Annotated in this window: 1 protein-coding gene; it reads right to left on the minus strand. The window is 75.5% G+C overall.

What is annotated here, in order from left to right:
• The coding region (locus A2U95_RS15715) for a S1C family serine protease (protein WP_166023010.1) at positions 1-909 on the minus strand (909 nt) is incomplete at its 3' end.
• Positions 910-934: the final 25 nt, after the last annotated feature.

The raw sequence follows: 934 nt of genomic DNA on the forward strand, positions 1-934 counted from the left end.
GGGCCCGCCGCGGGTCACCTCGACGATCGCCACGCCGCTGGCGCGGGAGTTGCGGTCGACCACGGTGCGGCCGGTGATGCCCAGGGCGGCCCGTCCGGTGCGGGTGACCCGGCCGTCCTCGATGATCTGGTCGGCCACCGTGCGCACCATGGACGACGGGATGGCGAAGCCGATGCCGGCCGCCGCGTCGCCGTTCAGGCCGGGGTCGGACGCCGCGAGGGTGGGGATCCCGATGACCTCGCCGTCCAGGTCGACCAGCGCGCCCCCGCTGTTGCCGGGGTTGATGGCCGCCGAGGTCTGGATCATGTTGGGGATGGTCGCCCCCGTGCCGCCGGTGCCGGACGTCTCGCTGACGGTCCGTCCGGTGGCCGAGACGATCCCCTGGGTGACGCTGGAGGACAGTCCGAGCGGTGAGCCCATCGCCAGCACGATCTGCCCGACCTGCACCTCGGAGGAGTCCCCGAACCTCGCGGGCCGCAGGCCCTCGGGCATCCGCTCCAGCTTGATGACGGCGAGGTCCTGCTCGGGGAAGGACGACACCAGGCGCGCGGTCAGCGGCCGGCTGCTCTGGGCGGTGGTGACCCGGTGGCGCTCCTCGCCCCCCACCACGTGGGCGTTGGTGACGATGTGTCCGCGGTCGTCGTAGACGATGCCGGAACCGAGGTCGCCGGCGGCCTGCACCTGGACCACGGAGGGCAGGACGTCGCGGATGACCTGGATGTAGCCCTCCTGGAGGTCCTCCGGGGCGCGCGGCGCGCGGGGGGCGCCGGCCTCCTGGCCCCGGGCCGGGGCGGAGTGGGAGCCGGCCGCGCAGGCGGGCAGGACGGCGAGGGCCAGGCAGCAGGCGAGGGCGGCGCCGGTGCGGCGCGCGGCGGAGGCGTCCCTGGCGTCCGGTGCGTCTGCGTGCATGGACACGAGTCTCGCCGCCGCCGCG

This window comes from Streptomyces chilikensis, from assembly GCF_001642695.1.
Lineage (GTDB): Bacteria > Actinomycetota > Actinomycetes > Streptomycetales > Streptomycetaceae > Streptomyces > Streptomyces chilikensis.